10 protein-coding genes are annotated in these 12,907 nt (G+C 67.6%); 5 read left to right on the forward strand and 5 right to left on the reverse strand.

Going from position 1 to position 12,907, the window contains the following annotated elements; all coding sequences use genetic code 11:
• Positions 1-30 precede the first annotated feature (30 nt).
• On the forward strand, positions 31-2,751 hold the full coding sequence (locus AC5P5S_RS12275) for a bifunctional acetate--CoA ligase family protein/GNAT family N-acetyltransferase (protein WP_033833808.1): 2,721 nt from the start codon (positions 31-33) through the stop codon (positions 2,749-2,751).
• A 62-nt stretch (positions 2,752-2,813) separates the two neighbouring features.
• On the opposite strand, the gene AC5P5S_RS12280 is transcribed toward AC5P5S_RS12275, so the two are convergent.
• On the reverse strand, positions 2,814-3,194 hold the full coding sequence (locus tag AC5P5S_RS12280; RefSeq protein ID WP_005411588.1) for a YbjQ family protein: 381 nt from the start codon (positions 3,192-3,194) through the stop codon (positions 2,814-2,816).
• Between the two features lie 131 nt (positions 3,195-3,325).
• Between AC5P5S_RS12280 and AC5P5S_RS12285 the strand changes: the two genes are divergently transcribed.
• Positions 3,326-4,027, forward strand: coding sequence for an alpha/beta fold hydrolase (locus AC5P5S_RS12285; protein ID WP_154329657.1), 702 nt, complete (start codon positions 3,326-3,328; stop codon positions 4,025-4,027).
• Positions 4,028-4,145: 118 nt separating this feature from the next.
• On the opposite strand, the gene dkgB is transcribed toward AC5P5S_RS12285, so the two are convergent.
• Complete coding sequence (dkgB, locus tag AC5P5S_RS12290; protein WP_154329656.1) at positions 4,146-4,955, reverse strand: 2,5-didehydrogluconate reductase DkgB; 810 nt, start codon at positions 4,953-4,955, stop codon at positions 4,146-4,148.
• 114 nt (positions 4,956-5,069) lie between these two features.
• Entirely contained in the window at positions 5,070-6,284 is a 1,215-nt protein-coding gene (locus AC5P5S_RS12295; RefSeq protein ID WP_231336656.1) for an MFS transporter, read from the reverse strand.
• A gap of 106 nt (positions 6,285-6,390) precedes the next feature.
• On the opposite strand from AC5P5S_RS12295, the gene AC5P5S_RS12300 reads away from it, so the two are divergent.
• A complete protein-coding gene (locus tag AC5P5S_RS12300; RefSeq protein ID WP_062605378.1) occupies positions 6,391-7,293 on the forward strand; it encodes a LysR family transcriptional regulator in 903 nt (300 codons plus the stop codon).
• A 606-nt stretch (positions 7,294-7,899) separates the two neighbouring features.
• Here the strand turns inward: AC5P5S_RS12300 and AC5P5S_RS12305 are convergent.
• Positions 7,900-10,020 (reverse strand): methyl-accepting chemotaxis protein, encoded by a 2,121-nt coding sequence (locus tag AC5P5S_RS12305; RefSeq protein WP_024958519.1) that lies wholly within the window; start codon positions 10,018-10,020, stop codon positions 7,900-7,902.
• Between the two features lie 182 nt (positions 10,021-10,202).
• Between AC5P5S_RS12305 and AC5P5S_RS12310 the strand changes: the two genes are divergently transcribed.
• Both AC5P5S_RS12310 and AC5P5S_RS12315 read left to right on the forward strand, forming a co-directional pair.
• Positions 10,203-10,658 carry an Rrf2 family transcriptional regulator gene (locus AC5P5S_RS12310; protein WP_044571046.1) on the forward strand — a complete coding sequence of 152 codons (456 nt, stop codon included), beginning with the start codon at positions 10,203-10,205 and terminating at the stop codon, positions 10,656-10,658.
• Positions 10,648-11,553 carry an NAD(P)/FAD-dependent oxidoreductase gene (locus AC5P5S_RS12315; RefSeq protein ID WP_099490665.1) on the forward strand — a complete coding sequence of 302 codons (906 nt, stop codon included), beginning with the start codon at positions 10,648-10,650 and terminating at the stop codon, positions 11,551-11,553. Before AC5P5S_RS12310 ends, AC5P5S_RS12315 begins: the two co-directional genes overlap by 11 nt.
• A 95-nt stretch (positions 11,554-11,648) precedes the next feature.
• Here AC5P5S_RS12315 and AC5P5S_RS12320 read toward each other — a convergent pair whose 3' ends face one another.
• Positions 11,649-12,869 carry an RtcB family protein gene (locus AC5P5S_RS12320; protein WP_231336655.1) on the reverse strand — a complete coding sequence of 407 codons (1,221 nt, stop codon included), beginning with the start codon at positions 12,867-12,869 and terminating at the stop codon, positions 11,649-11,651.
• Positions 12,870-12,907 lie beyond the last annotated feature (38 nt).

Below are 12,907 nucleotides of genomic sequence, written 5' to 3' on the forward strand. Positions count from 1 at the left end.
TCCGTCCCCTTTTTTGGTTACCGTAGGCGCATGAGTACCTACCACCTGCAGTCCGTGTTCCGTCCGCAATCGGTCGCGGTGATCGGCGGCAGCCCGCGTCAGCGCTCGGCCGGACGTGCGGTGATGCGCAACCTGCGCGGCACCGGCTTCCCCGGCAAGGTGGCGTGGATCAACCCGCGGCATGCCGAAATCGATGGCATCCGCACCGTGAAGCGGCTGAAGGACTTGGACTGGGTGCCGGATCTGGTGGTGATCACCGCGCCGGCGTCGATCGTGCCGCAGGTGGTGCGCACCGCTGCCGAACGCGGCGTGCAGGCCGCAATCATCCTCACCGCCCACCTGGGTGAAGGCCCGGGCTCGCTGTCGGCGCAGGTGGAGGCGGTGGCGCGCAAGCATGGCCTGCGCATCCTCGGCCCACACTGCCTGGGTGTGATTGCACCGCACGCACGGCTCAATGCCAGCATCGCCGCGCACTTCCCGCAGGCCGGTGATCTTGCATTGATCTCCGAATCCTCGGCCATTGCCGCCGCGCTGGTGGAGTGGGGCGTGGCCCGCTCGGTCGGGTTTTCCGCGGTGGTCTCGCTGGGCGATACGATGGACGTCGACTTCGGTGACCTGCTCGACTACTTCGCCACCGACTACCGCACCCGCGCCATCCTGCTTTATGTCGAGCAGATCAAGGATGCGCGCAAGTTCATGTCGGCCGCACGTGCCGCCGCCCGCGCCAAGCCGGTAGTGGTGGTGAAGTCCGGCCGCGCCGAGCGCGTGCAGCCGGGCAGCCGCGATACCCATGTGCAGGCCCTGGCCCGCGCCGACGATGTGTACGGTGCAGCCTTCAACCGCGCCGGCCTGCTGCGCGTGGGCGCGCTGGACGAACTGTTCACGGCCGCCGAATCGCTGGGCCGGTTGGGGACCTTCCCCGGTCGTCGCCTGGCCATTCTCAGCAATGGTGGCGGTGTCGGCCGCCTGGCCGTGGACCAGCTCATTGCACTGCGTGGCACGCTGGCCAACCTGTCCGACAGCACGGTCGAGAAACTCGACGCCGTGCTGCCGCAGGGCTGGTCGCGCAGCAACCCGGTCGACATCGTGGTCGACGCCGATGGTGACCGCTATGCCGCCGCCATCGAGGCGCTGCTGGCTGACAACGAGAATGATGCGGTGATGGTGGTCAACGTGCCGACCGCATTCACTTCATCCGCAGACGCCGCACAGGCGCTTACCCGCACGCTCGGACTGCGCCCGCGCCATCACCGCGACAAACCGGTATTCGCGGTGTGGCTGGGCAACGACGACCAGGCCACCGCCACGCTCAACGCGGCACGGGTGCCGACCTATCCGACCGAGGCCGAAGCGGTGCGCGGCTTCCAGCATCTGGTGCGTTACCGCGAAGCGCAGAACGCGCTGATGGAAACGCCACCCAGCCTGCCGCAGGACTTCAGTGTCGACGCGGCGGCCGCACGCGCGCTGGTCGATGCGGCATTGGCCAACGGCCAGCAATGGCTGGACCCGTTGGCCACCCACGAACTGCTCAAGGCCTACGGCATTCCCTCCGCGCCGGTGATGCACGCGCGCGATGCGCACGAGGCAATGGACCTGGCGCAGCCGTTGCTGGAGCGTGGCGCCAGCGTGGCGCTGAAGATCCTGTCGCCGGACATTCCGCACAAGTCGGAAGTGGACGGCGTGCGCCTGAACCTGTCCACGCTGCCGGCGGTGCAGAGCGCGGCCAACGCGATCCTGTCGCGCGCACGCCAGCTGCGGCCGGATGCGCGCATCGATGGCCTGCTGGTGCAGCCGACCATCGTTCGCCCGAAGGCGCGCGAGTTGATCGTCGGCATTGCCGATGACGCGACGTTCGGCCCGGTGATCGTGGTCGGCCGTGGCGGTACCGCGGTTGAAGTGATCAATGACAAGGCGTTGGCGCTGCCGCCGCTGGACCTGCGCCTGGCCCACGAGCTGATCGGCCAGACCCGCGCCTCGCGCATCCTCAAGGCCTATGGCGATGTGCCTGCCGCCGACGAGCGCGCACTGGCCTTGGCGCTGGTCAAGCTGGCGCAGCTGGCCGCCGACATTCCCGAAGTGCGTACGCTGGACATCAATCCGTTGCTGGTCGACGGCAAGGGCATCCTCGCCCTCGACGCACGCGTGGCGGTGGCGCCGTCGCGCATCCTGCACAAGGGCCGTGGCCATCCGCGTTTTTCGGTGTTCCCGTACCCGAAGGAGTGGGAGCGCACCATCGAACTGTCCGATGGCGGCCGCGCCTTCGTGCGTCCGGTGCGGCCGGAGGATGACGCGTTGTTCCGTGCGTTCTTCGCCCGCGTCAGCGACGAGGATCTGCGCCTGCGCTTCTTCCAGTCGGTGAAGCACTTCAGCCACGAGTTCATCGCGCGCCTGACCCAGCTCGATTACGCACGCTCGATCGCACTGGTGGCGATCGAACCGCGCAGTGGCGAAATGCTCGGCGCGGTGCGCCTGCATGCCGATGCCGATTACCACCGCGGCGAGTACGGCATCCTGATCCGCTCGGACCTGAAGGGACACGGCATCGGCTGGCGGCTGATGGCAATCATGATCGAGTACGCCAAGTGGCTGGGCCTGGACGTGGTCGAAGGCCAGGTGCTGCGCGAGAACAGCACCATGCTGGCGATGTGCCAGAGCCTGGGCTTCAAGACGAAGCTGGACCCGGATGACCCGACGGTGATGATGGTGACCCTGCCGGTGCAGCAGGTCGAGGTGCCGGCGGCACCGCTGTAGAGTCGAGCTCGCTCGACTGTTGCCATCGAAAGCAGTCGAGCAAGCTCGACTCTACGACCAGGCTACCGCATCGGTTCCACCACCACTGCCGTGCCGTAGCACAGCACTTCGGTCAGCCCGGTCATCACATCGGTGGCGTCGTAGCGCATGCCGATGATCGCGTTGGCGCCCAGCTGCCGCGCGTGCTTGACCATGTCGCGGTAGGTTTCCTCGCGGGCCTGTTCGCAGAGCTCGGTATAGATGGTGATGTTGCCGCCGAAGATCGTCTGGATGCCGCCGAGGAAGTTGCCGACGATCGAGCGCGAGCGCACGGTGATGCCGCGCACAACGCCCAGGTTGCGAACCACGCGATGGCCGGGCAGCTCGAAGGCGGTGGTGACCAGCGCATCGTCGAAACGTGCCAGCGAGGTCGTCGGGTTGCCGCTGTTGTAGGGGTCTGCCATGGCCGCATCCTTGGAACGGGTAGGGTCGAGGGCTGCATCCTAGCGTGTCGTCGTGCTGCTGGGCCGGTTCTGCAACGCACAGGGCCAGCCACGGCATGTCCTTGTCACCGCACCGGCGCGACAATACCCCCATGACCGACCGTATCCCCCTGTTGCTGCTGCCCGGCCTGCTCAACGACGCCGAGCTGTGGCGCGCGCAGTTGGCTGACCTGGCCGACATTGCCGATTGCACGGTGGGCGACCAGACTCGCAGCGAGACCCTGCAGGCGGTGGCCGAGGACGTGCTGGCGCAGGCGCCGGAACGCTTCGCCCTCGCCGGTTTCTCGCTGGGTGGCTTCGTCGCCCAGCAGATCCTGCGCATCGCGCCGGAACGCGTGCTGCAGCTGGCGCTGGTCGATACCTCGATCCACGCCGATTCACCGGAACGTGCCGAACAGCGCCGCAGCCAGCGCGCCAGCGTGCGCCTGCCCGGCAAGTTCCATGGCTTCGGCGATGTGCTGATGCGCAGCTACATCGATGCCTCGCGGCTGGATGATTACGTGCTGGTGCAACGTGTGCGTGACATGACCGCCCGCCTGGGCGCGGACGTGTTCCTGCGCCAGAGTGCGCTGGAACGCCGTGACGGCCATGACGTGCTGGCTGGCTACCGCGATCCGCTGCTGATCGTATGTGGCGCCAACGACCGCATTACGCCACTTGCGGTCAGCGAGGAAATGCACGCCCTGGTGCCGCACTCGCAGCTGGTGGTGGTGCCGGACTGCGGGCACCTGGCACCGATGGAAAAGCCGGATGAGGTCAGTGCGGCAATGCGCGGGTGGTTGCTGCAGGAGTAGGCCAAATCCGCTTTCGGTGGGTGCGGACCTTGGTCCGCACGGTGTTTAATGATCCATCAGAGGTCAGTGCCGACCAACGGCGGCACCTACCGATTCCGATCCGCAACCGCGGTCGGGATCAATCCCAGGCGGGTGCAATCCCTTCCGGATTCGCCAGGCGATAGCCACGATCCAGCTTGGCGATCTGCGCCATGTCTTCGTCGGTCAGGCGGATCGCTGCCGCTTCCAGGTTGCTCGACAGGTTCTCGCGCCTGGTCGACGACGGGATCACCGAGAAGCCCTGCTGCAGCGCCCAGGCCAGCGCGATCTGCGCCGGAGTGGCCTGGTGGCGGCCAGCAATGGCCTGGATCACCGGGTCCTTGATCACCTCGCCATAGGCCAGGCTCATGTAGGCGGTGATGTGGATGCCGTTGTCCTGCAGGAACTTCACCAGCAGGCGGTTCTGCAGGTAGGGATGGATCTCGATCTGGTTGGTGGCGATGGCATCGGCGCCAAGGATCTCGATGGCCTTGCGGGTCTGGGCGATGGTGAAGTTGGAGATGCCGATCGCCTTCGTCAGGCCCTGTGCCTTGGCCTCGGCCAGCGCCGGCAGGTACTCCTCCATCGGCACGTCGACCTTGTCGTTCGGCGACGGCCAGTGGATCAGCGTCAGGTCCACATGATCGGTACGCAGCTTTTCCAGACTGGTATGCAGGCTGGCCAGCAGCGCTTCGCGCTTGAACGCGGTGATCCAGACCTTGGTAGTCAGGTAGATCTCTTCGCGCGGCACGCCGGAATCGGCGATGGCCTGGCCGACCTCGGCTTCATTGCCGTAGATCTGCGCGGTATCGATGGCGCGGTAGCCGACATCCAGCGCGTTGCGCACCGAGTCGATCACGGTCTGGTCTTTCAGGCGGAAGGTGCCGAGACCGAAGGCGGGGACAGTCATGGGGAGCTCCAGCAGAGGGGAGGGATGCGAATATCCAGCAAAGGGTAGGCCAGTGGCCGCATGCGTGCCGGCAACGGTGCATTGCACCACCGTACCGGCAGGGCATGACCTATCTCAATGCGTGGCCACGGCGATGCCATCGGCGCGGTCATCGATGCCGTCGCGGCGGTCCAGGCGGCCGCTGAGCACGGTCAATGCATACGCACCCACCACCACCAGCGCGCCCAGCCACGGCGTGTGCATCAGGCCGATGTTCTCCACCACCAGGCCGCCGAGCGAGGCGCCCAGCGCGATGCCGATGTTGAAGGCGGCGATGTTCAGCCCCGATGCGACGTCGGTGGCCTGCGGCGCATAGCGCTGAGCCTGCTTGACCACATACACCTGCAGGCCGGGCACGTTGCCGAACGCCACCGCACCCAGTGCCAGTACCGTCAGCAGCATCAGCCAGGTGTTGTAGGCGGTGAAGGTGAGCACGAACAGCACGACGGCCAACAGGGCGAAGATGCGCTTCAGTGCGGGCACCGGGCCCATGCGGTCGGCCATGCGCCCGCCCCACAGGTTGCCGATCGCCACCGATACGCCGTACACCAGCAGCACCAGGCTGACTGCGTTTGCCGAGAAACCAGTGACGTCCTGCAGGATCGGCGCCAGATAGGTGAAGGCCAGGAAGGTGCCGCCGTAGCCCAGCGCGGTCATCGCATAGACCAGCAGCAGGCGGGGTTGGGCGAGTACGGCCAGCTGCTGGCGGAAGCTGGCCGGCGCACTCTGCGGCACGCTGCGCGGCACGAACAGCAGCGCGCCGAGCAGGGCGACCAGGCCCAGCGCGGCCACCGCCAGGAAGGTGGCGCGCCAGCCCAGGTGCTGGCCGATGAAGGTGCCCAGCGGCACACCGGTCACCAGCGCCACGGTGAGGCCGGTGAACATGATGGCGATCGCGCTGGCGGCCTTCTCCTTCGGCACCACCGCGGTGGCGATGATCGAACCGATCGAGAAGAACACACCGTGGGCGAGGCCGGTGAGGATGCGGGCGACGATCAGCGAGGTGTAGCCCGGCGCCAGGAAGGCGATGACGTTGCCGAGGGTGAACAGCACCATCAGCGCCACCAGCAGCGACTTGCGCGGCACGCGGCCGGTGAGCGCGGTCAGCAACGGCGCACCGATGGCCACGCCGGGGGCATACAGCGAGACCAGCAGGCCGGCCGAGGGCAGGCTGACCTGAAGGTCGGCGGCAATGGTGGGAATCAGGCCGACGATGACGAACTCGGTGGTGCCGATGGCGAAGGCACCGAGGGTCAGCGCCAGCAGGGCGAGGGGAATGCCACGGATCATGGCCGGCTCCGGAGGGAAGGAAGGCGCGCAGTGTGCGCGGCGCACCTTTGCGGAAAAAACCGGCCTTCACGCCAATCACTATTGCCGCCCAGTCAATAATGGAGGCATGAAGACCACTCTCGATGAAATGCAGGCCTTCCTCGCGGTGATCGACAGCGGGTCGATCAGTGCTGCCGCCGAACAGCTGGGGCAGACGCCGTCGGGCGTGAGCCGGGCGCTGGGGCGGCTGGAAGACAAGCTCGGCACCACCCTGTTGACCCGTACCACCCGCCGCCTGCACCTGACCGCAGAGGGCGAGGCCTACCTGCGCCATGCACGGGCGATCATCGATGCGGTGGAGTCCGCCGAGGAACAGATGGCCGCCCGCCGCGAGCGCCCGGCCGGACGCCTGCGCGTGGATGCGGCGATGCCGTTCGTGCTGCACGTGATCGCGCCGCTGGTGGCCGGGTACCGCGCGCGCTACCCGGAGGTGCAGCTGGAGTTGAACAGCTCCGAGCGCTACATCGACCTGCTGGAACGGCGCACCGACCTGGCGATCCGGATCGGGCTGCTGGCCGACTCCACCCTGCATGCGCGGCCGTTGGGTCGCTGCCAGCTGCGGCTGGTGGCCAGTCCGGCCTACCTGGCGGCACACGGCGAACCGGCCAGCGTCGCCGCGCTGGGCCAGCACACCCTGCTCAGCTTCAACGAACCGGAATCGTTGAATCACTGGCCGCTGCCGGGCGATGCCGATGGCCTGCTGCGGGTGCGACCGGATATCGCGGTGTCCAGCGGCGAAACACTACGCCGACTGGCGGTGGAAGGCGTGGGCATCACCTGCCTGTCCGACTTCGTGACCGACCGCGACCGCGCCGCCGGCACGTTGGTGCCGGTGCTGGCGACGCAGACGCTGGATGTGTACCAGCCGATCCACGCGGTGTATTACCGCAACACGGCGGTGTCGGCGCGGATCAGCTCGTTCCTGGATTACCTGGGTGAAGCGATGGCGCGGAGCGATTACCTGCGCTGAGGTCGTGGTGGGGTTGCCGGCCAGCGGCCGGCACTACCGCAGGTTACGGCGGGTGCGGACCGTTGGTCCGCACGGCCCCTGCCATCGCCCGACCAACGGTCGGGCGCTACCCATGTGGTGATGGGGTTGCCGGTCAGCGGCCGGCACTACCGCAGGTTACGGTGGTGCGGACCGTTGGTCCGCACGGCCCCTGCCATGGCCCGACCAACGGTCGGGCGCTACCCATGTGGTGATGGGGTTGCCGGCCAGCGGCCGGCACTACCGCAGGTTACGGTGGTGCGGACCGTTGGTCCGCACGGCCCTTGCCATCGCCCGACCAACGGTCGGGCGCTTCCCATGTGGTGGTGGGGTGGCCGGCCAGCGGCCGGCACTACCGCAGGTTACGGCGGGTGCGGACCGTTGGTCCGCACGGCTCCTGCCATCGCCCGACCAACGGTCGGGCGCTACCCATGTGGTGATGGGGTTGCCGGCCAGCGGCCGGCACTACCGCAGGTTACGGTGGGTGCGGACCGTTGGTCCGCACTGCCCCTGCCATCGCCCGACCAACGGTCGGGCGCTACCCATGTGGTGGCGGGGTTGCCAGCCGCTGGCCGGCAACCGGATCAATCAGGCGGCGCGCGCCAGCGCGTCCTTCGCTGCGGCGGTGGTCGACAGATCGAACACATCCACCGCGTCGATCAACCGGTTCGCCTGCTGCTCCAGGCTGCGCGCGGCGGCGCTGGCTTCCTCCACCAGCGCGGCATTCTGCTGGGTGGTGCCGTCCATCTGGATCACCGTCTGGCTGACCTGTTCGATGCCCGCGCTCTGCTCCTGCGAGGCGGCGGAGATCTCGGCCATGATGTCGGTGACGCGCTGCACCGACGCCACGATCTCGGCCATGGTGTCACCGGCCTCGCGCACGCGCCGTGCACCGTGGCCGACCTGTTCCACCGACGCTTCGATCAACGCCTTGATCTCCTTCGCGGCTGCCGCCGAACGCTGTGCCAGGGTGCGCACTTCGCTGGCAACCACCGCGAAGCCGCGGCCCTGCTCGCCGGCGCGTGCCGCTTCCACCGCGGCGTTCAGCGCCAGGATGTTGGTCTGGAAGGCGATGCCGTCGATCACGCTGATGATCTCGGCGATCTGCCGCGACGAGGTTTCGATCGCGCCCATCGTCGTCACCACCTGGCCGACCACGCTGCCGCCGTGAGAGGCAACGGTGTGCGCGCCGATCGCCAGCTGGTTGGCCTGGCGCGCATGCTCGGCGTTCTGGCGCACGGTGGAGGTCAGTTCCTCCATCGATGCCGCCGTCTCTTCCAGGTTGGCGGCCTGTTGTTCGGTACGGCGCGACAGATCGTTGTTGCCGGCGGCGATCTCCGCCGCCGCCGTGTGGATGTTGCCGGAGGCGTGCTTGATGTCGGTGACGATGGTTGCCAGCTGCGTAGCGGTGGTGTTCGCGTCGCCGGCGATACGCGCGAACACGCCCTGGAAATCACCGTGCATGCGCGCGCCGAGGCGGCCATCGGCAATCGCGCGCAGCATGCTGGAGACCTCGCCGAGGTTCAGTTCGGTGGTCTGCATCAATCGGTTCAAGCCGTCGACCATTGCGCGGAAATCATGCTCGAAGCGTGCGCTGTCGCCGCGCTGGCTGAAGTCACCGGCGGCGGCGGCTTCGGCCAGGCGGCGGATCTCGCCGTTGATCATGCCGAGATTGGCCTTGGCCGTATCCAACGCGTTGGTGATCACGGCCTTTTCGCCGGGCAGGCGTTCCATGTCCTGGCTGAGGTCACCGACGGCATAGCGGCCCATGATCGAGATCGCGCGCATCTTCACCTGGATGTGCGCGTCAACCAGCGTGTTGCAGTCGGCCACCATGGTGCCGAACGCGCCCGGGAACGCACTGGCATCCATGCGATGGCTGATGGTGCCGGCGTCATGCGCCTGCGCCATCGTCGCCTGTGCGTCCAGTACGCCGCGCAGCGTGGACTGCACCGCCTGCATCGCCTGCGCGAGGCGACCGATCTCGTCGCGGCTGCGCACCTGCACCACGTGCTGCAGATCACCGGCGGCCACGGCACGCGCAGCGGCTTCCACCGCCAGCACCGGCTGCACCACCGCGCGCCGCAGCCACCAGGCCAGGCCCATCAGCAGCAACACGGCGGCCAGCACGGTCAGCGCCGCGCACAGCAGCAGGGTCTGCCGCGCCTGCTGCGACCGCGCCGCTACGGTTGCTTCGGCCACCTGCGTGGCATGCGTGCTCAGCGCATCCAGTGCGGTCGCCACCGGGCGGTCCTTGCCACGCACCAGATTGTCGCCGGCGGCGGGATCGTAGCCGGCTTCCGCAAACGCCTGCAGGGCGGCGTGGTAGTCCTTCTGCAGCTGCGTGTGCAGGCCGATGAAGGACTGCGCCAGTTCGCGCGTGCGTATGTCCGGGCTGGCTACGAGGCCCCTGGCCAGCTGCTCGACCAGGCGGCCCTCGCTGTCAAAGGCGTCCAGATGGCGCTGGCGCAGCGCGTCGTCGTGGCCGCGCAGCAGCACGTTCTTCCATTCCTGCACCTGGCCGCGGAACTCGCGCTGCAGGCGTTCGGCGTCGCGGCTGTGCGCGACTTCGGGTGGAACCTCGGTGGACAGCTTCAACCAGGCGGAGGCCAGGCCCGCCAATGCGCACAGCAGGACCACGGCCAGACCAACGGAAACCGCGCCGAGCAGCTTGGACTGCAGGCGCGGAGCACGGACAGACGCTTTCATGGAAGGGACTCTCGGGAAGGGGCAATGCGGTATCGACCTGTCCCCAAGCGTCTGAAGTGCGACACTCATCACATTACCGTTTCGTTTAGTGATGTGAAGGAGATGTTTCATAGGACAAATGTGTCCATATGGAACGAAAGAAGACCCTCGACAGAGAATTTAAATGTAACTATCGTTGTTACATGAAATCCGCAAATCCACTGTCCGACGCCCTGCATGTGATGGCGCACCTGGTCGGCCATGCCGCCCCGCGCACGTCCGAGCAGCTGGCGTCCTGCCTGCCGACGCATCCGGTGGTGATCCGTCGCCTGCTGGCACAGCTGCATAAGGCCGGCCTGGTGCGCAGCACCCGCGGCCACGGCGGCGGCAGCCTGCTGGCACGCGATGCCGCGGCGATCACCCTGCATGACATCTACCTGGCGGTGGGCGCACCACCGCTGGTGCAGGTCGGCGCCCGCGACTCCGGCGGTGGCTGCCCGATCCAGCAGCTGGTGAACAGCGCCCTGCTCGAAGGGGCGCGCGAAGCGCAGCGCCTGCTCGAAGCGCGGCTGCAGGCGACCACGCTGGACCAGCTCGGCGCCGACTTCGCCCGCCATCTCGCCCATCACCGTTCCCTGGAAGGTCACCATGAATCCTGACGTGCTCATCGTCGGCGGCAGCTATGCCGGCATTGCCGCCGGCCTGATCCTCGCCCGTGCCCGTCGCCCGGTCACCGTCATCGACGCCGGTTCGCCGCGCAACCGTTTCGCCAGTCATTCGCACGGGGTGCTCGGGCTGGATGGCATCAGTGGCGCCGAGCTGCTGAAGACCGCGCGCCAGCAGCTGCTGGACTACCCCACGGTGCGTTGGGTGCATGCCGAAGCCGTGCAGGCCACCGCCAGCGCCGAAGGCGTGGAAGTGCGTACCGCCGATGGCCAGGTGCTGGCCGCGCGCAAGCTGCTGCTCGCCAGCGGTATTGCCGACCAGTTGCCGGCGTTGCCGGGCCTCGCCGAGCGCTGGGGCAGCACCGTGCTGCACTGCCCGTACTGTCATGGCTATGAAGTGGGTGGTGGTGCCATTGGCCTGCTTGGCGGTCATCCGATGTCCGCCAGCAAGGCGCCGCTGTTCGCGGACTGGGGCAATGTCACGTTCTTCAGCATGGGACTGGACATCACGGATGAGGAACGCGCCGCCATGCAGCAGCGCGGCGTGCAGATCGAGGCGTCACCCGTGCTGGGCGTGCAGGGCGACCAGCCGACCTGGCTGGAAGTGGAGCTGGCCGACGGCCGCCGAATCGCCCAGCGTGCGTTGTTCGTGCCGGCCACCCAGGCGATGGCCACGCCATTGGTGCAGCAGCTGGGCTGCACATTGGTCGAGAGCCCGCTGGGCGTGCTGATCGAGGTCGATGCGATGAAGCAGACCTCGGTGCCGAACGTGTATGCCGCAGGCGATGCGACCACGGTGGGCAACATCACCCTGGCCATGGCCGAAGGCGTGCGCGCGGGCATCGGCGTGCACCATGCGCTGGTGGCCGAAGACAGCGTGCCGCGCTGAATGTGCCGGGGTCAGATCCCTTTCGCAGAAAGGGATCTGACCCCCGACGCGACGTGTTGCTCTGGTAGAGGCCGGCCTTGGTCGGCACCGCTCCATTACCCCTTCACGCACAGCACCTGCCGCAGCGTGTGCACCACCTCGACCAGGTCGAGCTGCGCGGCCATCACATCGTCGATCGACTTGTACGCGGCCGGTGACTCGTCCAGCACGCCACTGTCCTTGCGGCATTCCACATGCGCGGTGGCTTCGCGGTGCTGGGCCAGCGTGATCTGCTGGCGCGCCGTGCCACGGCTCATCACCCGGCCGGCGCCGTGGCTGCAGCTGTGGAAGCTGTCCTCGTTGCCCTTGCCGCGCACGATGTAGCTGCGCGTGCCCATGCTGCCGGGAATGATGCCCAGCTCGCCCTGACGCGCGCTGACCGCGCCCTTGCGCGTCACCAGCAGTTCCTGCCCGTGGTGCGTCTCCTTCTGCACGTAGTTGTGGTGGCAGCTCACCGCCATCGCCGCCAGCTGGAACTTCGGCAGCCGGTGGCGCATCTCGGCCAGCACGCGCGACATCATCGCCTCGCGGTTTTGCCGGGCGTAGTCCTGCGCCCACGACACCGCTTCGACGTAGTCATCGAACAGCGGCTCGCCTTCCATGAAGAACGCCAGGTCCTTGTCCGGCAGGTGGAAGCCCAGCACGCGCCGGGCCAGTTCCTCGCGCGCCTTCTCGATGAAGTAGGTGCCGATCAGGTTGCCGGTACCGCGTGAGCCGCTGTGCAGCATCACCCACACCATGTCCGTCTCGTCCAGGCACAGTTCGATGAAGTGATTGCCGCCGCCCAGCGTACCCAGCTGGCGGTCCAGCTTGTCGGTGCGGATGCGGCGGTGCTTGTCCTTGATCTTCTCCAGGCCGGCGGCCAGCCCGGACTGCACCAGCCGGGTGTGGATGCTGTCGGGCATGCGGTGATGCTCGCCGCCGCGCCCGTTGCCCACCGGAATGCTGCGCTCGATGCTGTTGCGCAGCTGCCGCAGGTCATCGGGCAGGTCATCGGCGCGCAGCGTGGTACGCACCGCCGCCATGCCGCAGCCGATGTCGACGCCGACCGCGGCCGGGATGATCGCCCCCCGGGTCGGGATCACCGAGCCGACGGTCGCGCCCTTGCCCAGGTGCACGTCCGGCATCACGGCCACCCACGGCCCGACGAACGGGATCGCGGCGATGTTGCGCAGCTGCTCATGTGCCTGCGCTTCCAGCGGCACACCGTTGACCCAGCCCTTGATCGGCGTGGTGCCCTCGGCATGCAGCCATTGATAGTTCTGTTGAGTGTCCATGTCTTCTTTAATGTCCTTGATGGGCCGGCGGCGCGTCC

The organism is Stenotrophomonas sp. YJH_SMC_54 (genome assembly GCF_059368435.1).

What these genes read in the sequence shown, in the direction of transcription:
- AC5P5S_RS12300 (WP_062605378.1), top strand. Translation starts at nt 6,391, where the DNA reads ATGAAGACCACTCTCGATGAAATGCAGGCCTTCCTCGCGGTGATCGAC.
- AC5P5S_RS12295 (WP_231336656.1), bottom strand. Translation starts at nt 6,284, where the DNA reads ATGATCCGTGGCATTCCCCTCGCCCTGCTGGCGCTGACCCTCGGTGCC.
- AC5P5S_RS12275 (WP_033833808.1), top strand. Translation starts at nt 31, where the DNA reads ATGAGTACCTACCACCTGCAGTCCGTGTTCCGTCCGCAATCGGTCGCG.
- AC5P5S_RS12280 (WP_005411588.1), bottom strand. Translation starts at nt 3,194, where the DNA reads ATGGCAGACCCCTACAACAGCGGCAACCCGACGACCTCGCTGGCACGT.
- AC5P5S_RS12320 (WP_231336655.1), bottom strand. Translation starts at nt 12,869, where the DNA reads ATGGACACTCAACAGAACTATCAATGGCTGCATGCCGAGGGCACCACG.
- AC5P5S_RS12305 (WP_024958519.1), bottom strand. Translation starts at nt 10,020, where the DNA reads ATGAAAGCGTCTGTCCGTGCTCCGCGCCTGCAGTCCAAGCTGCTCGGC.
- dkgB (WP_154329656.1), bottom strand. Translation starts at nt 4,955, where the DNA reads ATGACTGTCCCCGCCTTCGGTCTCGGCACCTTCCGCCTGAAAGACCAG.
- AC5P5S_RS12310 (WP_044571046.1), top strand. Translation starts at nt 10,203, where the DNA reads ATGAAATCCGCAAATCCACTGTCCGACGCCCTGCATGTGATGGCGCAC.
- AC5P5S_RS12285 (WP_154329657.1), top strand. Translation starts at nt 3,326, where the DNA reads ATGACCGACCGTATCCCCCTGTTGCTGCTGCCCGGCCTGCTCAACGAC.
- AC5P5S_RS12315 (WP_099490665.1), top strand. Translation starts at nt 10,648, where the DNA reads ATGAATCCTGACGTGCTCATCGTCGGCGGCAGCTATGCCGGCATTGCC.